Annotated in this window: 22 protein-coding genes; 7 read left to right on the forward strand and 15 right to left on the reverse strand. The window is 66.9% G+C overall.

From position 1 onward, the window contains the following. Positions 1-155 precede the first annotated feature (155 nt). Genes MF407_RS11035 through MF407_RS11050 form a run of 4 tightly spaced genes read left to right on the forward strand, consistent with a single transcriptional unit; the run spans position 156 to position 4,074 of the window. A complete protein-coding gene (locus tag MF407_RS11035; RefSeq protein WP_129626142.1) occupies positions 156-1,841 on the forward strand; it encodes a fumarate hydratase in 1,686 nt (561 codons plus the stop codon). A gap of 1 nt (position 1,842) precedes the next feature. Next, positions 1,843-2,334, forward strand: a complete 492-nt coding sequence (locus tag MF407_RS11040) for a carbonic anhydrase (protein WP_129626140.1) — start codon at positions 1,843-1,845, stop codon at positions 2,332-2,334. Between the two features lie 36 nt (positions 2,335-2,370). Further along, positions 2,371-3,228: a hypothetical protein gene (locus MF407_RS11045; protein WP_239702310.1), complete on the forward strand. Its 858-nt coding sequence runs from the start codon at positions 2,371-2,373 to the stop codon at positions 3,226-3,228. 3 nt (positions 3,229-3,231) lie between these two features. After that, positions 3,232-4,074 carry an MOSC N-terminal beta barrel domain-containing protein gene (locus MF407_RS11050; protein WP_239702311.1) on the forward strand — a complete coding sequence of 281 codons (843 nt, stop codon included), beginning with the start codon at positions 3,232-3,234 and terminating at the stop codon, positions 4,072-4,074. A 110-nt stretch (positions 4,075-4,184) separates the two neighbouring features. On the opposite strand, the gene glmM is transcribed toward MF407_RS11050, so the two are convergent. Beyond that, complete coding sequence (gene glmM / locus MF407_RS11055) at positions 4,185-5,534, reverse strand: phosphoglucosamine mutase (protein WP_129626134.1); 1,350 nt, start codon at positions 5,532-5,534, stop codon at positions 4,185-4,187. Between the two features lie 186 nt (positions 5,535-5,720). Between glmM and MF407_RS11060 the strand changes: the two genes are divergently transcribed. After that, a complete protein-coding gene (locus MF407_RS11060) occupies positions 5,721-6,254 on the forward strand; it encodes a helix-turn-helix domain-containing protein (protein ID WP_239702312.1) in 534 nt (177 codons plus the stop codon). Positions 6,255-6,369: 115 nt separating this feature from the next. On the opposite strand, the gene rpsI is transcribed toward MF407_RS11060, so the two are convergent. The 3 genes from rpsI to truA all read right to left on the reverse strand — a co-directional run bounded on the left by rpsI (position 6,370) and on the right by truA (position 8,440). Continuing rightward, a complete protein-coding gene (gene rpsI / locus MF407_RS11065) occupies positions 6,370-6,876 on the reverse strand; it encodes a 30S ribosomal protein S9 (protein ID WP_129626130.1) in 507 nt (168 codons plus the stop codon). Between the two features lie 33 nt (positions 6,877-6,909). Beyond that, positions 6,910-7,359, reverse strand: a complete 450-nt coding sequence (gene rplM, locus MF407_RS11070) for a 50S ribosomal protein L13 (RefSeq protein ID WP_129626128.1) — start codon at positions 7,357-7,359, stop codon at positions 6,910-6,912. Between the two features lie 250 nt (positions 7,360-7,609). Then, entirely contained in the window at positions 7,610-8,440 is an 831-nt protein-coding gene (gene truA / locus MF407_RS11075; RefSeq protein ID WP_239702313.1) for a tRNA pseudouridine(38-40) synthase TruA, read from the reverse strand. 238 nt (positions 8,441-8,678) lie between these two features. On the opposite strand from truA, the gene MF407_RS11080 reads away from it, so the two are divergent. After that, complete coding sequence (locus tag MF407_RS11080; protein ID WP_239702314.1) at positions 8,679-9,854, forward strand: MFS transporter; 1,176 nt, start codon at positions 8,679-8,681, stop codon at positions 9,852-9,854. 245 nt (positions 9,855-10,099) lie between these two features. Continuing rightward, entirely contained in the window at positions 10,100-11,467 is a 1,368-nt protein-coding gene (locus tag MF407_RS11085) for a M1 family metallopeptidase (protein WP_239702315.1), read from the forward strand. A 230-nt stretch (positions 11,468-11,697) separates the two neighbouring features. Here the strand turns inward: MF407_RS11085 and MF407_RS11090 are convergent, their stop codons facing one another. The 11 genes from MF407_RS11090 to MF407_RS11140 all read right to left on the reverse strand — a co-directional run bounded on the left by MF407_RS11090 (position 11,698) and on the right by MF407_RS11140 (position 19,833). Continuing rightward, on the reverse strand, positions 11,698-13,134 hold the full coding sequence (locus MF407_RS11090; protein ID WP_239702316.1) for a serine/threonine-protein kinase: 1,437 nt from the start codon (positions 13,132-13,134) through the stop codon (positions 11,698-11,700). Between the two features lie 87 nt (positions 13,135-13,221). Continuing rightward, positions 13,222-13,755, reverse strand: a complete 534-nt coding sequence (rplQ, locus tag MF407_RS11095) for a 50S ribosomal protein L17 (protein WP_239702317.1) — start codon at positions 13,753-13,755, stop codon at positions 13,222-13,224. A 42-nt stretch (positions 13,756-13,797) separates the two neighbouring features. Further along, a complete protein-coding gene (locus MF407_RS11100) occupies positions 13,798-14,817 on the reverse strand; it encodes a DNA-directed RNA polymerase subunit alpha (protein ID WP_129626116.1) in 1,020 nt (339 codons plus the stop codon). Between the two features lie 141 nt (positions 14,818-14,958). Beyond that, positions 14,959-15,567, reverse strand: coding sequence for a 30S ribosomal protein S4 (gene rpsD, locus MF407_RS11105; RefSeq protein ID WP_129626114.1), 609 nt, complete (start codon positions 15,565-15,567; stop codon positions 14,959-14,961). Positions 15,568-15,596: 29 nt separating this feature from the next. After that, positions 15,597-16,001: a 30S ribosomal protein S11 gene (gene rpsK, locus MF407_RS11110; RefSeq protein WP_129626112.1), complete on the reverse strand. Its 405-nt coding sequence runs from the start codon at positions 15,999-16,001 to the stop codon at positions 15,597-15,599. A gap of 77 nt (positions 16,002-16,078) precedes the next feature. Then, on the reverse strand, positions 16,079-16,450 hold the full coding sequence (gene rpsM, locus MF407_RS11115) for a 30S ribosomal protein S13 (protein ID WP_129626110.1): 372 nt from the start codon (positions 16,448-16,450) through the stop codon (positions 16,079-16,081). A gap of 231 nt (positions 16,451-16,681) precedes the next feature. Next, entirely contained in the window at positions 16,682-16,795 is a 114-nt protein-coding gene (gene rpmJ / locus MF407_RS11120) for a 50S ribosomal protein L36 (RefSeq protein WP_019286332.1), read from the reverse strand. A 71-nt stretch (positions 16,796-16,866) separates the two neighbouring features. Then, on the reverse strand, positions 16,867-17,088 hold the full coding sequence (gene infA, locus MF407_RS11125; RefSeq protein ID WP_006946284.1) for a translation initiation factor IF-1: 222 nt from the start codon (positions 17,086-17,088) through the stop codon (positions 16,867-16,869). Between the two features lie 148 nt (positions 17,089-17,236). Next, the gene (locus MF407_RS11130; RefSeq protein ID WP_141927700.1) at positions 17,237-17,959 is read right to left on the reverse strand and encodes a hypothetical protein; all 723 of its coding nucleotides are present in this window, start codon (positions 17,957-17,959) and stop codon (positions 17,237-17,239) included. Between the two features lie 21 nt (positions 17,960-17,980). After that, a complete protein-coding gene (locus MF407_RS11135; protein WP_239702318.1) occupies positions 17,981-19,042 on the reverse strand; it encodes an ATP-binding cassette domain-containing protein in 1,062 nt (353 codons plus the stop codon). After that, the gene (locus MF407_RS11140) at positions 19,039-19,833 is read right to left on the reverse strand and encodes an ABC transporter permease (RefSeq protein WP_239702319.1); all 795 of its coding nucleotides are present in this window, start codon (positions 19,831-19,833) and stop codon (positions 19,039-19,041) included. The genes MF407_RS11135 and MF407_RS11140 overlap by 4 nt, the downstream gene beginning before the upstream one ends. Positions 19,834-19,837: the final 4 nt, after the last annotated feature.

Genomic DNA, 19,837 nt, shown 5'->3' on the forward strand with positions numbered 1-19,837 from the left:
GGCCGTATCGCCGGTACCCGTTTTGTCTCGATCCGGACACGACGACTATCCGACCGGAACCCCGTCGTCGTTCCAGGCGTACGCGCCCGATCCTGCCCCCGGGCATGCCCGGCACGGGAATACGCTGGTCCCGCATCGACGACAAGGAGCAAGCGATGGCCGAATTCGCCTACGAGGACCTGCTGCCCATCGGGCCCGACACCACGACGTACCGCAAACTCTCCGACGAGGCAGTCCGCACCGTCGAGGGCCCCGGCGGCCGAACCTTCCTCGAGGTCGATCCTTCGGCTCTGCAACTGCTTGCGTCCACCGCGATGCACGACATCGCGCACTACCTGCGCCCGGCGCACCTGAGCCAGCTGCGGGGGATCCTGGACGATCCGGACGCGTCCAACAACGACAAGTTCGTGGCACTCGACCTGCTGAAGAACGCGAACATCGCTGCCGCCGGCGTGCTACCGATGTGCCAGGACACCGGTACCGCAATCGTCATGGGCAAGAAGGGATCTCAGGTTCTCGTCGAGGGTGACGCCCCGGACGAGGCGGCGCTCAGCCGCGGTGTGTACGACGCGTACACCAAGCTCAACCTGCGCTACTCACAGATGGCTCCGATCACCACCTGGGAGGAGAAGAACACCGGCTCCAACCTGCCCGCACAGATCGAGTTGTACGCCGACACCCAGGCCGGGCACGAAACGACGTACAAGTTCCTGTTCATGGCCAAGGGCGGAGGCTCGGCGAACAAGTCGTTCCTCTACCAGGAGACCAAGGCGATCCTGAACCCTGACGCGATGCTGAAGTTCCTCGACGAGAAGCTCCGCTCGCTGGGTACGGCCGCGTGCCCGCCGTACCACCTGGCGATCGTCATCGGCGGCACGAGTGCCGAATTCGCTTTGAAGACAGCCAAGTACGCGTCCGCGAAGTACCTGGACGAACTGCCGACCAGTGGCTCGATGACCGCGCACGGCTTCCGCGACACCGAGCTCGAGGAGCGCGTGCTGGAGCTGACCCGCAATTTCGGTATCGGTGCGCAGTTCGGCGGGAAGTACTTCTGCCACGACGTGCGGGTGGTGCGCCTGCCCCGCCACGGCGCCTCGTTGCCCGTCGCGATCGCGGTGTCGTGCTCGGCCGACCGCCAGTGCCTGGGCAAGATCACGCCGGAGGGAGTGTTCATCGAACAGCTCGAAACCGACCCCGCGCGCTTCCTGCCCGAGACCACGCACGAGGAACTCGAGGACAAGGGCTCTGACGATGTCGTCGCGATCGACTTGAACCGACCGATGCCCGAGATCCTGGCCGAGCTGTCAAAGCACCCGGTCAAGACCCGACTGTCGCTCACGGGTCCGCTGGTCGTCGCCCGCGACATCGCCCACGCGAAGATCAAGGAACGCCTGGACGCCGGCGAGGAGATGCCGCAGTACCTCAAGGATCACCCCGTCTACTACGCCGGACCGGCCAAGACCCCCGAGGGCTACGCGTCCGGCTCCTTCGGCCCGACCACAGCCGGCCGCATGGACTCCTATGTCGACCAGTTCCAGGCCGCGGGTGGATCGATGGTGATGCTGGCCAAGGGCAACCGGAGCACGAAGGTCACCGACGCCTGCGACGCGCACGGCGGCTTCTACCTCGGATCGATCGGTGGCCCCGCTGCTCGCCTCGCGCAGGACTGCATCAAGAGCGTCGAGGTCGTCGAGTACGAGGAACTCGGTATGGAGGCGATCTGGAAGATCGAGGTCGAGGACTTCCCCGCGTTCATCGTGGTCGACGACAAGGGCAACGACTTCTTCGCTTCCACCGCGAGGCCGACCGCATTCACCATCACCACACGATTGGGGCTATGACATGGCATTCGACGACCTGCTCGAAGCGAACCGTACGTTCGCAGATGCGTTCTCGCTCAAGGGATTCGACGGCATCGCGAAGGCCGGTGTCGCCGTTGTCACCTGCATGGATTCACGTATCGACCCGCTCGGCATGCTCGGCCTGAAGCCCGGTGACGCGAAGATCTTCCGCAACCCGGGTGGACGCGTCAACGAGCCGGCCCTCGAGGCACTCGTGCTCGCGGTGCACCTGTTGAACGTCAACCGGATCGTCGTCATCCCGCACACCAAGTGCGCGATGGCGGCGCAGACCGAGGACGAACTGCACGCCAAGATCAACGAACTCACCGGCACCGACTCCACCTGGCAGCGATTCCATGTGGTCGACGACCAGCGCAAGGCGCTGCGCACCGACCTGATGAAGGTGCGCAGCCACCCGTTGATCGGCGAGCGCGCCGAGGTGGGCGGGTTCATTTACGACGTCGACACCGGCCTGCTCAAACCGCTCGACTGAAGCCGGCTCAACCCGCACGGGGCGTAGGGTCGGCGCATGAGTTCCGTGATGGCCCGCGCCGCGTACGAGACCCTCGAGCCGTATCACGTGCTCGCCTACTTCAACCCGCACAACGAGGCCGCTCAGCAGTCGCTCGGACTCGACCCGCTCGGCCTCTATTTCGGCGGACGCGCCGCACCGCTCGGACGGTGCACCGCCGCGGTCGTCGCGGCCACGTTCTACAACTTCAATCCGGCATACGTGAACCACGGTTGGAACGCGGCGCTGACCGCCGGCCTGTCCGAGGTGGACGCAGCGCGGACCCGTGCGGTGGATGCATCTCTGCGCGATGCGCTCGGTGACCGCGTCGAGGCTCCCGAACTCAGCGAGATGGTCGGCGCGCTGCGCGTAGCGATCGGCGAAGCGTCCTACGCCGGACGCCCGCTGGCCGCTGCGTGGGCCTTCGCGCCGTGGCCCAACGAGCCGCACCTGCAGTTCTGGCACGCGATCACGATCGCCCGCGAGTACCGCGGCGACGGTCACGTGGCGGCACTCGTCCTCGCCGGTCTCTCCCCCGCTGAGGCGTTGGTCTTCCATGAGGCCCCGCACCCCGACCCCGACCTGCGCCGACGCACCCTCGGGCGCAAGATCTCGCAGAAGACCCGCGGGTGGTCGGACGCCGATTGGGACGGCGCCGCAGAATCGTTGCGCGCCAAGGGAGTTCTTGGCGCCGACGGTGCGATGACCGACGCCGGCGCGAAGCTCTACGACGAGATGGAACGCGAGACCGACCACAGCGCGGCCTCGTTCTGGGCGCACGTACCCGATGCCGCCGGTCTGTTGGACACGGCGAAGCCGTTCGTGAAGGCAGTCATCGACACCGGCTACCTCCCGGGCACCAAGCGGAAGAGCTGATCGATGCGGGTCGTCTCTCTGGCCGTCCACCCCGTCAAGAGCACCGCGATCCGACCGGTCGAGAAGGCGTCCGTCACCCGTGCCGGACTGGCCGGCGACCGCGAGTGGATGGTCGTCAACGACTTCGGCGAGTTGATCTCCGCCCGTGAATTCCCGCCGCTGTTCAGCGTCGTGGCCGACAATGCTGCGACCGGGCTCGCCCAGGTGGCGCTGAGGCTGTCGGCGCCCGGCATCGAGCCGCTCACCGTCGACCTTCCGCACGACGGCGAGGAATGTTCGGTGCGAATGTTCACCCGTCCGCCGATGACCGCGCGGGCCGCCGGTACGCAGGCGGACGCCTGGCTCGACCGCGCCCTCGGCACCCAGGGATTCCATCTGGTGTGGTGCTCGAATCCGACTGCACGACACTTGAACCCGGAGTTCTCACGCCCGGACGACCATGCCGCTTTTCAGGACGGCTACCCGGTCACCCTGCTGTCGACGGCGTCCGTCGCTCGATTGCAGGACTGGGTGACCGAACACGCGGTGGAACGCGGCGAGGATGCTGCGACCATCGGATCCGACCGCTTCCGCTCGAACATCCTGATCGACGGCGTGCCCGAGGCGTTCGCCGAGGACGGCTGGAGCGGCGTCCGTATCGCAGACGTCGACTTCCGGGTCGCGAAACGGGTCGACCGATGCGTGATGACCACGATCGATCCACAGACCTATCGCACGGCGAAGGAACCGATCAGAACCCTTGCGCAGCACCGGCGTTCGGACGGCAAGACCTGGATGGCCATTGCCCTCATCCCCGACTCCGAAGGCGAGATCTCCCTCGGCGACGAGGTCATCCCCCACACCTGAAAGTCGCACAACCGGCGACTCCACCCGCGCGTTCTACGGACGCAGGAAATCGACTGTCCGCAGTTCTTCGAGGTCAACTCGCCAGAACTGCGGACTTTCGGGTGGTGGCTCTAGAGCGCCAGCTCTGCTTGGACCACCTGCGCCAGACGCGCGGTCACCGACTCGGCAAGCTCAGCGGTCGGGGCCTCGGCCATCACCCGGACGACCGGCTCGGTACCCGAGGGACGCAGGAGCACGCGTCCGTCGGCGCCGAGCTCCGCGCTCGCCTGCGAGATCGCTTCCTGCACAGCGGCATTGCTTCCCACAGCCGCCTTGTCGACGCCCTTGACGTTGATCATGTGCTGCGGCAGGCGGGACATCACGGTGGCAAGTTCGGCCATCGTGCGGCCGGACGATGCGACCTGCGCCGCCAGCATGAGTCCGGTGAGCACCCCGTCGCCGGTGGTGCCGACATCGGTCAGAATGACGTGGCCGGACTGCTCGCCGCCCAGGTTGTAGCTACTGCGACGCATCTCCTCGAGCACATAACGGTCACCGACCGCGGTCTGCTTGACCGTGATGCCATGCTGTTCCATCGCCTTGTGCAGCCCCAGGTTGCTCATCACGGTGGCCACCAGGGTGTCACCCGCGAGCGCACCGCGCTGCTTCATGCCGACCGCGAGGATCGCCATGATCTGGTCGCCGTCGACCTGGCTGCCGGACGCGTCGACCGCGAGGCAGCGGTCGGCGTCGCCGTCGAAGGCCACGCCGAAGTCGGCACCCGCCTTCACGACGGTCGCCTGGAGCTTGTCCAGGTGGGTGGAGCCGTAGCCGTCGTTGATGTTGAGACCGTCGGGCTCGGCGCCGATGACGGTGACCTTCGCACCTGCGCGGCGGAACGCATCCGGGCCGACCTCGCTGGCCGCACCGTGGGCGGCATCGATGACGACATGCAGCCCGTCGAGCGAGTGCGGCAGCGACGAGAGCAGCCGATCGGTGTAGCGCGCAGCACCTTCGGTGAACGGGCGGACGCGTCCGACGGCGGCACCGGTCGGGCGGTCGGGGGTGGCGTCCATCGCCTCTTCGATGCGGTCCTCGACCTCATCAGGCAACTTGTGGCCACCGAGAGCGAAGAACTTGATGCCGTTGTCCGGCATCGCGTTGTGGCTTGCCGAGAGCATGACGCCGAAGTTGGCGCCGAGGTCTGCGGTGAGGAACGCGACGGCGGGCGTCGGCAGAACGCCGACGTCGTACACGTCGACTCCACTGGAGGCCAGGCCGGCGATGACCGCCGCGGAGAGGAACTCACCCGAGGCGCGCGGGTCGCGTCCCACGACCGCGGTCATGCGTTCGCCGCCGCCGGTGATCGTGCGTCCGAAGACCCTGGCTGCTGCCTCGGACAGCCGCAGCGCCTTGTCGGCGTTGATCACCGGGCCGTTGGCCAGTCCTCGTACTCCATCGGTGCCGAACAGACGCGTCACTTACTCACCTAGCTTCGATCGATGCCGGAGCCACGACGGACCCCTTGTTTGACTTGCTCACACTCCCTTGGGCTCGCAGCCCTGAGGCGGAGCATCCGGACGAGTGTACGCCCGACGGCGTCCGGTGCCGCCGATCCGGCCACGGCCGACGCGTTGACCAGGCACGACGGCCTAGGATCGAGGGCGATGTCACAGCCACGCAGGGCCCTCGCCCACCCGCTGCGGTCGCGCATCGTCGCGCACCTGCGCATTGACGGTGCCGCCACCGGAGCCGAGCTGGCCCGCGTCCTGGAGACCAACACCGGCGTCATCAGCTACCACCTGCGCGTGCTCGAGGCGGCCGGCCTGGTCGAGGACACCGGCCTGGGCAACGCCAAGACCCGGGTCTGGGCGATCGCCGACGACGAGGACGACGACGAGTCCTTCGACGACGTCGCGGAGGACGACCCCACCGGGCGCTGGCTCGATCACGACTACGTCGACCATTTCGCCCAGCGGGCGCACCGCTGGATCGACGATCAGGACGCGTGGGCTTCGATCTGGCAGGAGTCGTGCGGCCTGCGCGATGTGCCGGTCCTGGCGACCGAGGAGCAGTTCGTCGCTTATCTGGCCGAGCTGGACGAGCTCAACGAGCGCTACCGACGCATCGGTGCGGGTAGTCCGGGAGCCAAGCGGGTGGCGGTCTTTCTCGCGCCGTATCCCGTCGACCCGCCGCAGTAGTTCGCTGGGCCTTCGGGGCCGGGCCTTGGAGTGGTCGCCTTTTCGGGCAAGACGGAACAGAAGGACGAACGCCCCGTCGCACTGAGCGACGGGGCGTTCGACGAAAAGCGTCGGATCAACGCTTGGAGTACTGCGGTGCCTTACGGGCCTTCTTGAGACCGGCCTTCTTGCGCTCCGGGACGCGAGCGTCACGGGACAGGAAGCCTGCCTTCTTCAGGGCCGGACGGTTGAGCTCCTCGTCGACACCGTTCAGCGAACGGGCGACACCCAGGCGGACGGCGCCGGCCTGGCCGGAGGGGCCACCGCCGTGGACGCGCACGAGCACGTCGTATGCGCCGTCGAGCTCGAGCAGCGTCAGCGGCTCGTTGACGATCTGCTGGTGCACCTTGTTGGGGAAGTAGGCCTCGAGCGTGCGGCCGTTGATCTTCCACTCGCCCGTTCCCGGGACGATGCGGACGCGGGCCACGGCCTGCTTGCGGCGGCCGGTGGCACCGCCCGGTGCCGAAGCGGACGGGCGGCGGGTCGGCTCGCTCGTCGGGGCCTCGGTGGACTCGCTGGTGTACGAGCTCAGGGTGGGCTCGTCGGCCTCGAGGGCCTCGTTGTCGATCTGCTGGTCAGCCACGATTCTCCTTGAAAACTATGTAACCGGGGGCGCTTACTGCGCGACCTGGTTGATCTCGAACGGAACGGGCTGCTGCGCAGCGTGCGGGTGTTCGGAACCCGTGTAGACCTTCAGCTTGGCCAGCTGGTTGCGGCCGAGCGAGGTGTGGGGCAGCATGCCGCGGACGGCCTTCTCGACGGCCTTCGCCGGGTCCTTGGCCATGAGCTCGGTGTAGGACACCGACTTCAGGCCACCCGGGAAGCCCGAGTGACGGTAAGCGCGCTTCTTCTCCAGCTTCGCACCGGTCAACGCGACCTTGTCGGCGTTGATGATGATGACAAAGTCACCGGTGTCGATGTGCGGAGCAAAGGTCGGCTTGTGCTTGCCGCGCAGCAGCGTCGCGGTCTGGGCCGCGAGGCGGCCGAGAACGACGTCGGTGGCGTCGATGACGTGCCACTTGCGGTCGGCCTGAGCGGCGACGGTCGTGGGCGTGTAGGTACGCACTCGTCTTTCCTTCTGGTCTGTCGGGTGGTCCGCTCGGTGGAGCGGATCGGCCTGCCGCACTGGGCGCAGGCAACTGTTCAATGATAGGGAGCGCACGAGCGTCCACCCAAATCAGGCGATTCCCTTGCGTAGCAACGAAATCAAACCGCTTGGAGCGACGTCCGCACACTGCCGGACGATCAATTGCACAACTTCTGTGCAAAAAGTCCACTCGGCGGTGGCATCGCCCGCGACCTCGAACCGCGGCTGATCAATCGAGCGTGCGCACCGATCGAGCCTGTTGGGCGCGAGCGGCCAGCTCGGCGTCCGGCGGATAGGCAACTTCTTCGAGGCTGAGGCCGTGCGCCGGCATCACCGCCACACCGGGATCACGGACGGCGGCCGTCAGCACCTGTGCGGGCCAGTCGACAGGACGCCGCCCCTCCCCGACCGGGACGATCGCACCGACCAGGGCACGCACCATCGAGTGGCAGAAGGCGTCCGCGACGACAGTGCCTTCGAGCACACCGTCAGCAGCGCGCGCCCAGTCGTGGCGCAGCAGCGTCCGGACGGTGGTGGCACCTTCGCGCTTCTTGCAGAAGGCGGCGAAGTCGTTGAGCCCCAACAGTTTCGCGGCTGCTTCGTCCATCGCGTCGAGGTCGAGGGGCGACTTGATCCAGACGGTGTCGCGCCGGCGCAGCGGGTCACGGAACGCGTCGGCGTCGGCGATCCGGTAGAGGTAGCGACGCGAGCTGGCGGAGAAGCGAGCGTCGAAGCCCGGCCGAGCGAGCGACACTGAATGGACGACGACGTCGTCCGGCAGCACTCCGTTGAGACGCGTGACTGCGGCGTCCACCGGGTCGCGGTCCGAGCGCCCGGGCAGCTTGGCCAGCAGTTCTTCGTCGACGTCCAGGTGGCAGACCGAACCGCGCGCGTGCACGCCTGCGTCGGTCCGTCCGGCGACCGTGAGTTTGGGTGCATCGGCGCGCAGGATCGTCGCCCAGGCCTTGGCCAGTTCGTCCTCGACCGTGCGCCGTCCGGGTTGCGCAGCCCAGCCGGAGAAGTCCGTGCCGTCGTAGCCGAAATCCACCCGTAGTCGCACGTCGGCAGCCTAACGACTCGCGGAGCCGGTGGCCGCCCTGAACCGCAAAGGGATGTTTGCAAGTCGTCATGGTGGTTCAGGAGAGCCTCATGCCGATCCGGCTCGCAGAGTTCCTCGGCGATCTCGACAATTCGGGCGCCGTCATGGGACGACCGGCTGGTCAACGGCGCGGCCGAGATCTTGGACGATTGTTCATTTTCCGGGACGTGGTGAAGACAGGCGTGCGACGATGCCGCCCATGACCGGCCCCCGTCACTCCCACGCCTCCCAGCGTGCTGCGGTGGCGGCGGCGTTCCTGGGGCAGGGGCTGGTCTTCATTTCGCTCACCACCCGGTTGCCGCAGATGCAGAACAAGCTCGAGCTCAGCCCGGGCGACATGTCGGTGCTGCTGCTCGGACTCGTCCTCGCATCCGGCCTCGGCTCGCTGGCCGGCGAGTGGATCGCTCCCCGCCGCGGCAGCGCGCTCGCGCTGCGGGTCGGCTTCGGACTGATGGCACTCACACTCCCGTTGCTCGCGCTGGGTACGAACATGCTCACTGCGGGTCTGTCGATGGCGGCGTACGGGCTCGCGGTCGGGCTCGTCGACGCCGGCAGCAACATGCAGGGCGTCGCCGTCGAGCACGAATACGCGCGCCCGATCATGCCCACCTTCCACGGTGCCTGGACGCTGGGCGGCATCTTCGGAACATTGGGCGCCCTTGCGACACATACGATTTCGTTCGAACTGGCGGCGCTCGGACTCGCTGTCATCCCTGCGGCGCTGGTGTTCGCTCCGTACCGGAAGGTGGGCGGACCGATCGTCCCGATCGGCGAGAAGAAGGGCGAGAGCAGAACGTCCGTACCGTGGCGTCGCATCCTGCTGGTCGGTGCCGCAATGGTGCTGTTCTACATGGCCGACACCGCCGTCACCGCCTGGGGACCGACGTACCTCGACAAGCAGTTCGCCGCGTCGGCGGCGATGGTCTCGATCGCCACGCTCCCCTATCTGATCGCCTCCTTGCTCGGACGCGGTGCCGGCGACCATTTGGCCCACCGTTTCGGCGCCGTGCCGCTCGTCAGCGCCGCAGCCGTGCTCGGCGCGATCGGACTCACGACGGTCGTCTTCGCATCGGCGGGCTGGGTCGCGATGCTGGGGTTCACGGTGATGGGTCTCGGTATCTCGGTCATCGCGCCGCTGTCGTACTCCGCCGCGGCGTCCATCGCCCGGGAATCACTGACCAATCCTGATCCCGCCATGGTGCGCGCCGAGGTCGACGCGATCATCGCGCGGTTCAACCAGTTCAACTACGTCGGCGCACTCCTCGGCGCCGTGATGACCGGGGCCGTGGGCAACGACAACCTGCGCCTCGGATTCGCGGTGCCGATGGTGCTCGTGCTGGCGATCCTGCCGCTGGCCAAGGCTTTTCGAACCTGAGTGTCGGCAGCGGCGTCTACCCTGAGGACCGTTCCGAATCCTGGGGGAAAGCAATGGACGTACGCCGGCGCAGCCATCGAGCCACCCGACTGCTCGCACTCGCCCTCGCCGGGTCGCTCCTTGCCGGGTGCAACGGGATCGACACGTCGGTGACCCCGGCGCCCACGTCGAGCGGCACGTCCGAACCGAGCGGCCCGGACACATCGACGTCCGGCGATCGGCCGTCGGAACCGAACCTGCCTCCCGTGCCCGACAGGCCCTCGGATCTGTCTGCGGCACAGTCGAACCCGGTCGAGGACAGTTACTACCCGCACCGCGGTGAGCCCTACCTCGACACTCTCCACTACGACCTCGCGCTCGACTGGAAGCCCAGCACGAAGACGCTCACCGGCAAAGCGAAGATCACCTTCCGGGTCACCGAGCAGCGCACCGACGTCCAGTTCGACCTCGGTTCCCCGCTCACCGTCAACGCGACCACTCTCGACGGAAAACCGGTCACCTCGAGCCGCGGCGACAGCGTCCTCAAGATTGCGACCGGCACGCTCGACAAGGGCAGCCGCCACGAACTCGTGGTCGACTATTCCGGCACCCCGGCGCCCGTCCCCGCACCGTCCGAACGCAGCGACCAGGACGAAGGGCTCGGCTTCACCGTGTCGCCCGACGGCACCGCCTGGACGATGCAGGAACCGTTCGGGGCGTTCACCTGGTACCCGGTCAATGACCAGCCGGCCGACAAGGCGTTCTACGACGCGACACTCACTGCTCACGAGGGCACGAAGGGCGTGTTCAACGGTCGCCCCGGCCCGGAGAAGGTCACCGGCGAGACCAGTGTGCGCAGGTTCCACCTCGATCAGCCGGCATCGTCCTACCTGACCACTGTGGCCTTCGGTGAGTACGCGCTGCTCACCGACAAGGGTCCTCGCGATCTGCCACTGTTCTACTGGTACCGCCCCGATCGCTCCGACCGAACGCGTGTCGTCGACGGTCTGAAGAAGTCGCCCGAGATCCTGACCTGGCTGGAGAAGTACCTCGGGCCCTACCCGTTCGCGACCGGCGGCTCGCTGATGGTGCCGTCGGATTCGGCGATGGAGACCCAGACGATGAACACGATGGGCGACAGCACCGCGAATCAGCGCGAATACTTCCTGCCCACCCTCGCCCACGAGTACGCACACCAGTGGGTCGGTGACGTCATCTCCCCGGTCGACTGGCGTGACATGTGGCTGAACGAGGGTCTGGCTCTCTTCCTCCAGGCGAAGTACGAGGACCACGCCGGGTTCTCGCCGTACGAGATGACGATGAGTGGTTACCGGTCGATGGAACCCGGCCTGCGCCGTCAGTCCGGCCCTCCCGGCAAGTACGACAAGGACGACTTCGCAGCCTCCAACGTCTACGTGTGCGGGGCCGTGATGTACGACCGCATGGCCACCGCCTACGGCGACAAGTTCTGGGCGGCGCTGAAGACCTGGCCGTCGGTCAAGAAGTACGGCAACGTCACCCGCGACGACCTCATCAAGCACTTCAGTGACAAGATCGGCGTCGATCTGAAGACCTGGATCACCACGTGGTTGGAGAGCGAGACGACGCCGACGCAAGAGCCGCCGGCCGCCTGACAGACGGGTGCGGATCCACGGTGGTCGAGTAGGTGCGACCCACGGTGGTCGAGTACGTGCGGATCCACGGTGGTCGAGTAGGTGCGGAGCGTTAGCGGAGTGCCGCGATCGAGACCACGCCACCTCGACGGGGAAGCGCTCAGAACGGGGCGGCTGCGATCCAGTCGTACAGCTCGGAGTAGCTCAGTGAGCCATCCTTCGTGCCCACCTGGATGTGGATGTCCTTCTTGTCAGCAGCCGTTGTACCGCACCAGGATCCAGCTGCCCGCCACCGGATCGTTGAGGTGGTAGGTACGCAGCTTCGTGCCGTGCGCGACGACCGGGAGCGGTGGGACGCCGTCGACCATGGCGTCCTGTGCGCGTTGCCCGTCCCCCGGCTTGTAGACCACCAGATCGACATCGATCACCGGCTTGCTTGGTCCCTGCTGCCGCACCGCGCAGATGAACCGGTACGAGCTCTGCACCTTACGGAACGACTTCTCCTCGTCGTTCGGCGAACACAGCATGTTCTGGTAGCCCTCGGCCGACGGTGACTGTGGGAACAGGTTCGGCCACATCGCCAGCACCGGAGCACCCTTGCGCCACAGATCGTCCTCGGTGGGCTTCGTGCTGGTCGAAGCGGTCGTGCGAGTGGCGGTGGTCGCGCCGATCACCATCCGTTTCTGGTCCGCGTCCGCCCCCAGCACCTGCCACAGTCCGACTCCGCCGACCCCGAGGAGCGCAGCAACACCGACGGCCGGCAGGAGCATCCGATTCCGCTTCGTCGCAGCAGGCACGGCAGGCGCCGCCAGGCTCGTCCGGAAGTGCTGCATCAACTGCGCACAGTTGTCGTATCGATCAGCAGCGTGCTTGCTCATCGCCCGCTGCAGTGCGACGGCCGCGGCCTTCGGAATCTCGGGACGCTCGACGTCCGCCGAAGGTATCGGGGCGTTCAGGTGACCCATGATCGCCGTCCGCGCCGGGCCGGGGTACGGGCCGTGGCCGGTCAGCAGTGCGAACACGGTGCACGCCAGGGAGTACTGGTCGGAGCGCCCGTCGGTCGGATCACCGGCGAGTTGTTCCGGGGACGCGTACGCCGCGGTCGCCCGGACGCCGTCCAGGCTGCCGGTGATGTCGACCGGCGCGGTGGAATCCTCGCCGGGCGAAGCACCGCCCACGTCAACTGCCTGTTCCAACCGGGCGATGCCGAAGTCGGTGATCAGCGCACGTTCGGACTGCCCGTGCTCGGCGCGGGCAAGCATGATGTTGGCAGGCTTCACGTCGCGATGCACCACACCGCGGCAGTGTGCAGCGTCCAGTGCTTCGGCGATCTGCGTCCCGATGTGCACCACACGACCCAGCGGCAGCGGACCGTCGCTGCGCAGCAGGCTGTCGGCGTCCACCCCGTCGATGAGTTGCATGGAGATCCACGGGTGGCCGTCCTCGATGCCGCGATCGAGCACTCCGACGATGTTCGGGTGGTCCAGCCGCGCGATGGTCTCGGCCTCGCGCTCGAAGCGGGCAGCGGCACCCTGGTCGGTGGCGTCCGCCGTCAGTAACTTCAGCGCCACCTGGCGTGGCAGGCGCGGATGATCGACCGCGTACACCGCGCCCATGCCACCGGCGCCCAGACGTCGTTCAACCCGAAAGCCGGCGAAGATCTCCCCCTGCCGGAGCGTCCTGCCCATGACGCAGGACTCTAGTTGCAGACCCGGCAGATGCGAACCGGCGCCGCTCCCTTTCGGGAACGACGCCGGTCACGCGTGCGTGAGGACTCAGGCCTCCTGCTGGACCTTTTCGCCATCGCCCGGCTCGGAGCCGGCCGCAGCGTCCTCGGTGTCGCCCAGGGGCGCGGGAGCGGTCGCCTCGTCAGCAGCCTCCGCGTCCTTGGCGGAACGCTTGGTGGCAGCCTCGGCCTCGGCGACGACAGCGCGCTTCGGCTTGGCGTTGACGGGCTCGCGGACGAGCTCGATCACGGCCATCGGAGCGTTGTCGCCCTTGCGCGGGGCGATCTTGGTGATGCGGGTGTAACCACCCTGACGGTCGGTCATGTCCGGCGCGATCTCGACGAAGAGACGGTGGACGACACCCTTGTCACGAATGACGGTCATCACGCGACGACGGGCGTGCAGGTCACCGCGCTTGGCGAAGGTGATCAGACGCTCGGCCAGCGGACGAAGGCGCTTGGCCTTGGCCTCGGTGGTGGTGATCCGGTCGTGCTCGAACAGCGACTGCGCCAGGTTGGCGAGGATGAGCCGCTCGTGCGCGGGACCGCCACCGATGCGGGGGCCCTTGGTAGGGGTAGGCATGATTTCTCCTGTTGGTCTTTGCTACGCGAAAAGCGTTGCGGCTCAGTACTGCTCGTCCTCGGCGAAGCTGATCTCGTCAGCGTCGTCCTCGTAACGGTCGGCAATCGCGCTCGCGTCGAACCCGGGCGGGCTGTCCTTGAGCTGAAGGCCCATCTCGTGCAGCTTGTCCTTGACCTCGACGATCGACTTCGTACCGAAGTTGCGGATGTCGAGAAGGTCGGCCTCACTGCGTCCGACGAGCTCACCCACGGTGTGGATGCCCTCGCGCTTGAGACAGTTGTACGAGCGGACGGTGAGGTCGAGGTCCTCGATCGGCAGTGCCATGTCGGCGGCCAGCGCGGCGTCGGTGGCCGACGGACCCATGTCGATGCCCTCAGCCTCGACGTTGAGCTCGCGAGCCAGACCGAACAGCTCGACCAGCGTCTTACCGGCCGACGCCATCGCGTCGCGGGGAGCCATCGAGTTCTTGGTCTCGACATCGACGATCAGCTTGTCGAAGTCGGTGCGCTGCTCGACACGGGTGGCTTCCACCTTGTAGGTGACGGCCAGCACCGGCGAGTAGATCGAGTCGACCGGGATGCGACCGATCTCCTGGTCTGCGGACTTGTTCTGGTTGGCCGAGACGTAGCCGCGACCGCGCTCGACGGTCAGCTCCATCTCGATCTTGCCCTTGTCGTTCAGGGTGGCGATCACCAGGTCGGGGTTGTGCACCTCGACACCGGCCGGCGGCGCGATGTCCGCCGCGGTGACGACGCCCGGGCCCTGCTTGCGCAGGTACATGACGACCGGCTCGTCGTGCTCGGAGGAGACGACCAGACCCTTGATGTTCAGGATGATCTCGGTGACATCCTCCTTGACCCCGGGGATCGTGGAGAATTCGTGCTGCACACCGTCGATGCGCAGGCTGGTGACCGAGGCACCCGGGATGCTCGAGAGCAGGGTGCGACGAAGGGAGTTGCCGAGGGTGTAACCGAAGCCCGGCTCGAGCGGCTCGATGACGAACCGGGAGCGGTTCTCGGAGACAACTTCCTCCGAGAGGACGGGACGCTGTGCGATGAGCACGTTGTTTCCTTTCCACAGGCGACCGCTATTTGACGCCTGACGAAACCTGATCGGGCTCTGTCCCCCGGGATCAGGGTTGTGCCGTGAAGAGCGACCGATTCCCGGGTTCGCTTGCAGGACAAGCGAACCCGGGAAGTCGAATCAGTTCTTCGAGTAGAGCTCCACGATGAGCTGCTCGGTGAGCGGCACGTCGATCTGCTCGCGGGTCGGCAGCTGGTGGATCAGCACCTGCAGGCTGCCCGGGACGACGTGCATCCACGCCGGGATCGGACGGTCGCCGACGGTCTCGCGGGCCAGCTGCAGCGGGAACTTCTCGCGCGACTTCTCACGGACGGTGATGATGTCGTACTGCTCCACGCGGTAGCTCGGGACGTCGACGCGCACGCCGTTGACCTCGAAGTGACCGTGGCTGACCAGCTGGCGGGCCGCACGACGGGTGCGGGCCAGACCGGCGCGGTAGATCACGTTGTCGAGGCGCGACTCGAGGATGATGAGCAGGTTCTCACCGGTCTTGCCGGAGCGGCGAGCCGCTTCCTTGTAGTACCGGACGAACTGCTTCTCCATGACGCCGTAGGCGAAGCGAGCCTTCTGCTTCTCCTGCAGCTGGGTCAGGTATTCCTTCTCCTGCACCCGACCGCGGCCGTGCTGGCCGGGCGGGAAGGGGCGCATCTCGAAGTTCTTGTCGCCGCCGACGAGGTCGGTCTTGAGGCGACGCGACTTCTTGGTGATGGGACCGGTGTAACGGGCCATGTCATCTTCTCCTTGAAGTTCTCGTCAGCTCAGCTGCGACGCTTGGGCTGGCGGACACCGTTGTGCGGCTGCGGGGTGACGTCGGAAATCGCGCCGACCTCGAGGCCGGCCGCGGCCAACGAACGGATCGCGGTCTCGCGGCCCGAACCCGGGCCCTTCACGAAGACGTCGACCTTGCGCATGCCGTGATCCATGGCGCGGCGGGCAGCAGCCTCAGCAGCCATCTGGGCGGCGTACGGGGTGGACTTACGCGAGCCCTTGAAACCGACCTGGCCGGCCGAGGCCCACGAAATCACTGCACCGGTGGGGTCAGTGATGGAAACGATGGTGTTGTTGAACGTGCTGCGGATGTATGCGTGACCAGCGGCAACGTTCTTCTTCTCCTTGCGGCGCACCTTCTTGGCGCCCGCAGCCGTACGGCTCTTGGGAGGCATGAACTTTCTCCTACGGGTAAGACTTCAGCGAATGGGTTGGCACGCGATTGCGTGCCCGACTGGCCGGAAGGCCTGGATTACTTGGCCTTCTTCTTGCCGGCGACCGTCTTCTTCGGACCCTTGCGAGTACGAGCGTTGGTCTTCGTGCGCTGGCCGTGGACCGGCAGGCCACGGCGGTGGCGCAGGCCCTGGTAGGAACCGATCTCCACCTTGCGGCGGATGTCCGCGGCAACCTCACGTCGCAGGTCGCCTTCGAGGCGGTACTGCTCCAGGTTGTCGCGAAGCTTGACGAGTTCCTCTTCGCTGAGGTCGCGAACCCGGGTGTCCGGGTTCACGCCCGTGGCGGCGAGCGCCTCGGCGGCGCGGGTCTTGCCCACACCGTAGATGTACGTGAGGCCGACCTCGACGCGCTTGTCGCGCGGCAGGTCGACACCGATGAGTCGTGCCATGTCGGCTTTCTCCTGTGCTTTTCGTCCGGAGGTCTGGTGCAGTCGCCGGTCCCGTGTTCACTCAGGAGTGAGTGGTGCGGGTCTTCGGCCTCCGAGCCGAAGGTGACGTCCTGTTCCTCAGTGAAGGAACAGGGGTCGGGCGCTGCGATGGTTCGCCTCGTCCAGGTGAACGGGGCGATCTTCAGTTTTTCGTCTGCGTCTTGCTCGAAGACACGACTCGTGCGGGTTTGGTCAGCCCTGGCGCTGCTTGTGGCGAGCGTTCTCGCAGATGACCATGACCCGGCCGTTACGGCGGATCACCTTGCACTTGTCGCAGATCTTCTTGACGCTCGGCTGGACCTTCATCTGCCTACTGTCTTCGGATCAGGCCGCGACTCACCCATCACTGGACAGGTCTCGGCGGTGTGCGAATGCGATCAGCGGTAGCGGAAGACGATGCGGCCACGGGTCAGGTCATACGGGGAAAGCTCGACCACAACACGGTCCTCGGGGAGGATCCTGATGTAGTGCTGACGCATCTTTCCCGAGATGTGTGCGAGCACCTTGTGACCGTTCGTGAGCTCCACCCGGAACATTGCGTTCGGGAGAGCTTCGACGATCGTGCCCTCGATCTCGATGACACCGTCCTTCTTGGCCATATCCTCCACATACTCACTGGTCAACGGTTCCGCCCCGGATGGGCGGCCCTGTGGTTGCGGATCGGAGTGTCGACAAGACATACCGAACCGACGCACGAGCTTACGCCGGGTGGCCCACTGCGCCCAAATCGAGCGGATTCGGGTGGGCTCAGCGGACGATGCGGTCGGGCGTGTCCTCGCCGAGGGCCAACAGGTGCAGGTCGTCTGCGGTGATCAGCAGAGTCGCGACCGCGTACTCGACCAACACCATCCGACGGTTCACGGCAAGATCGCTCTCCGATCCGCGCAGACCGCGGACGCCGGCGCGCGCGAGTTTGTCGCACACGTTGTCGAGCTTGCGGTTGAACTTGGTCTGCGTCCACCCCAGTCGCTTGGCGGCGTCGGCGGAGGTCGGGATCTGCCACGCACCCGACCCGCTGTACTTCAGCATCGGCTCGGCGAGTGCGACGATCGCCTGCAGCTGCGAGACGGTGAAGGTCGTCGGCGCGATCGTGGTCTTGCCGCGGCCGGGATCGACGACATGCGGCGTGGACTCGAAGATGTCGGTGTTCGTGGTGAGTTCGAGTTCGTAGGTGGTTGCGCCCGCGGAGAAGGTGACCACCGAGGGTGAGAACACGATCGGGACGCCGGCACCGGGCGCGACGGTCGAGCGCATCAGGCCGCTGCCGCCGGTGATGGTCGCGGGCAACCTACTGCCGACGTTGTGCATCCACCACAGCCCGTCGCGATGCGCGAACTCCAGGAAATGACGGTGCAGGTACCCGTTGTCGTCCAGTTCGAGGTCGCCGGTGCGCCCGACGGTGAACGTGCGTTCCGGGGAGACCTCGAAGATCTCGCCTGCGAAATCGATCGTGAGTCTCGCCCCTGACATGGGCGTCAGTGTGCCACGGACTCAGGACGGATAAATCGTCACGGCCGTCGCCTTCACCGAGTAGAAGGCGCGCTTGCCCGGGTACAGGTCCAACTCCCCCACCGAGGACGCGGTCAGGTCGGCGAGCAGGGTGTGTCCGGCGCGGTCGTGCGCGCGTACCCGCACCTGCGCATCCCGCGGTTCGAGCTCGACGACGGTGACCTCGAAGGTGTTGCGCGGACTGCCGTGCGGCGGCGTCTCGTACACGGCGACGGCGTTGGGGCTGAAGACCGCGAGCGCAGACTCCCCCGTCGCGAGCTGCTCGGTCGGTGCCCCGGAGACGTCGACACCGTGCGCATCGACCAGGTGGGTTCCGGACGCTGCGATGCCGTTGATCAGGTTGAGTCCGGCGATACGAGCGGTGAACGGAGTACGCGGGCGGGCGATGACGTCCTGGGTGGGGCCGTCCTCGACGATTCGTCCCTGGTCCAGCACGATCAGCCGGTCGGACAGCAGCAAGGCGTCGAGGACGTCGTGGGTCACGATCAGCGCGGACCTGTCGGCGAGCACCCGCTTGAGAACGCGACGCAACAACGGGGCGGCCGCGACGTCGAGGGCCGCCATCGGTTCGTCGAGCAGCAGCAATGACGGTCTTGCGGCGAGCGCCCGGGCGATCGCGACACGTTGTGCCTGCCCCCCGGAAAGCTGCGCCGGCCTGCGGTCGACGAACTCGGACGCGTCGACCTCGTCGAGGAAGGTCTCGGCGGTGGCGCGTGCCTGCTTCGCCGTCGCGCCCGACGCCCGTGGGCCGAAGGCGACGTTGTCGAGCACCGACAGGTGCGGGAACAGCAACGGATCCTGGGCCAGCAGGGTGACCCCGCGGGCGTGCGGCGGCACGAAGGTCCTCTCGTCGAAGAGCGTGCGATCGTCGAGGACGGCGCGGCCGGCGTCGGGACGCAACAGCCCGGCGATGAGCGACAGCACCGTCGACTTGCCGGCGCCGTTCGGGCCGAGGATCGCGACGTGCTCCCCCGGCTTCACCTCGAGCGCGACGTCGAGCCCTCTGGTTTCGTGGGATGCCCGCAGCGACAGAGCCCCGGTCATCGGTCCCGCCTGCCCTGCGCCAGTGCGACGACGAGCACCGCGACCACGACCAGGACGAGGGAGAGCGCGACCGCGGCGTCGGCGTCCGACTCACGTTGCAGGTAGATCTCCAATGGCAGGGTGCGGGTGACTCCCTGCAGGCTGCCGGCGAAGGTCAGAGTTGCCCCGAACTCACCGAGCGAGCGGGCGAACGCGAGCACCGCTGCGGACAACACCCCGGGCAGCACCAGCGGCAGCGTCACCCGGATGAGCACGAAGGTCGGCGTGCCGCCGAGTGTGGAAGCCACCTGTTCGTAACGCTGACCGACGCTGCGCAACGTCCCTTCGAGGCTGAGCACGAGGAAGGGCAGCGCCACGAAGGTCTGGGCGAGGACGACTGCGGTCGTCGAGAACGCGATCTGTACGCCCAGGACGTCGAGCGTGCTGCCCAGCAGACCGCGTCGCCCGAACGTGTAGAGCAGCGCGATACCGCCGACCACCGGCGGCAGTACGAGGGGTAGGAGCACCAGCGATCGAACGACACGTTGTCCGGGAAAACTGTTGCGCGCCAACACCATTGCCATGGGGACGCCGAGAATCAGACAAAGGACGGTGGAGGCGCTCGAGGTCCTCAGGCTGAGGACGAGAGCGTCCCGCGACGCATCCGAGGTGACCAGTCCGGGGAAACGCGCCCAGTCGACCTTCGCAATCATCGCGACCAGCGGCAGCAGCACGAACACCGCCCCCAGGGCCGCGGGTGCGTAGACCCACCGCGGCAGGCCGGTGTAGTCCGATCGCCGCGTTGTGCGCACGGGT

Source organism: Yimella sp. NH-Cas1 (assembly GCF_022359705.1).
GTDB lineage: Bacteria > Actinomycetota > Actinomycetes > Actinomycetales > Dermatophilaceae > Yimella > Yimella lutea.

Bases quoted from the DNA above. Each gene is read 5' to 3' on its own strand.
- MF407_RS11035 (WP_129626142.1), top strand. From the start codon at position 156: ATGGCCGAATTCGCCTACGAGGACCTGCTGCCCATCGGGCCCGACACC.
- MF407_RS11040 (WP_129626140.1), top strand. From the start codon at position 1,843: ATGGCATTCGACGACCTGCTCGAAGCGAACCGTACGTTCGCAGATGCG.
- MF407_RS11045 (WP_239702310.1), top strand. From the start codon at position 2,371: ATGAGTTCCGTGATGGCCCGCGCCGCGTACGAGACCCTCGAGCCGTAT.
- MF407_RS11050 (WP_239702311.1), top strand. From the start codon at position 3,232: ATGCGGGTCGTCTCTCTGGCCGTCCACCCCGTCAAGAGCACCGCGATC.
- MF407_RS11060 (WP_239702312.1), top strand. From the start codon at position 5,721: ATGTCACAGCCACGCAGGGCCCTCGCCCACCCGCTGCGGTCGCGCATC.
- MF407_RS11080 (WP_239702314.1), top strand. From the start codon at position 8,679: ATGACCGGCCCCCGTCACTCCCACGCCTCCCAGCGTGCTGCGGTGGCG.
- MF407_RS11090 (WP_239702316.1), bottom strand. From the start codon at position 13,134: ATGGGCAGGACGCTCCGGCAGGGGGAGATCTTCGCCGGCTTTCGGGTT.
- rplQ (WP_239702317.1), bottom strand. From the start codon at position 13,755: ATGCCTACCCCTACCAAGGGCCCCCGCATCGGTGGCGGTCCCGCGCAC.
- rpsD (WP_129626114.1), bottom strand. From the start codon at position 15,567: ATGGCCCGTTACACCGGTCCCATCACCAAGAAGTCGCGTCGCCTCAAG.
- rpsK (WP_129626112.1), bottom strand. From the start codon at position 16,001: ATGCCTCCCAAGAGCCGTACGGCTGCGGGCGCCAAGAAGGTGCGCCGC.
- rpsM (WP_129626110.1), bottom strand. From the start codon at position 16,450: ATGGCACGACTCATCGGTGTCGACCTGCCGCGCGACAAGCGCGTCGAG.
- rpmJ (WP_019286332.1), bottom strand. From the start codon at position 16,795: ATGAAGGTCCAGCCGAGCGTCAAGAAGATCTGCGACAAGTGCAAGGTG.
- infA (WP_006946284.1), bottom strand. From the start codon at position 17,088: ATGGCCAAGAAGGACGGTGTCATCGAGATCGAGGGCACGATCGTCGAA.
- MF407_RS11130 (WP_141927700.1), bottom strand. From the start codon at position 17,959: ATGTCAGGGGCGAGACTCACGATCGATTTCGCAGGCGAGATCTTCGAG.
- MF407_RS11135 (WP_239702318.1), bottom strand. From the start codon at position 19,042: ATGACCGGGGCTCTGTCGCTGCGGGCATCCCACGAAACCAGAGGGCTC.